The sequence below is a fragment of the Streptomyces sp. NRRL B-24572 genome (genome assembly GCF_002156145.1).
GTDB lineage: Bacteria > Actinomycetota > Actinomycetes > Streptomycetales > Streptomycetaceae > Streptomyces > Streptomyces vietnamensis.
Genome location: NZ_MWIG01001129.1, coordinates 1 through 503, shown reverse-complemented (window position 1 = coordinate 503; position 503 = coordinate 1). Strand labels below are relative to the sequence as shown.

Below are 503 nucleotides of genomic sequence, written 5' to 3'. Positions count from 1 at the left end.
TACCGGGAGGAGGCGGGAGCCCGCCATCTGTTCGCCGAAGCGGTCGTCCGGGTTGGACAGGACGCAGGTCTCCAGGGAGAGACAGCCACAGCCGATGCAGTCCGTCAGATGGTCCCGGAGCCGGCCGAGCTGCTTGATGCGCTCGTCGAGTTCGGTGCGCCAGGCCCCGGAGAGCCGGGCCCAGTCCTCGTTCGTGGGCGTGCGCTCCTCGGGGAGCTGGGCCAGTGCCTCCCGGATGGTGGCCAGCGGGATGCCGACCCGCTGCGCGGCGCGGACGAAGGCGACCCGGCGGAGCGTGTCGCGGCCGTAGCGGCGCTGGTTGCCGCTGGTGCGGCGGCTGGTGATGAGCCCCTTCGCCTCGTAGAAGTGCAGGGCGGAGACGGCGGCCCCGCTACGGGCGGAGAGCTGGCCGACGGTGAGTTCGTGGATCTTCTCTGGAATCTGCGGCACCCGTAGAAGCCTACTGGGGCGTCGACGGCGGCCGTTGACAGCGGCCCCCGCGC

At 72.0% G+C, this 503-nt stretch carries 1 protein-coding gene; it reads right to left on the bottom strand.

The features are described from left to right. On the bottom strand, positions 1-450 hold a 450-nt coding region (gene soxR / locus CCN56_RS40800; protein ID WP_086832561.1), incomplete at its 3' end, for a redox-sensitive transcriptional activator SoxR. Between the last annotated feature and the right edge of the window lie 53 nt (positions 451-503).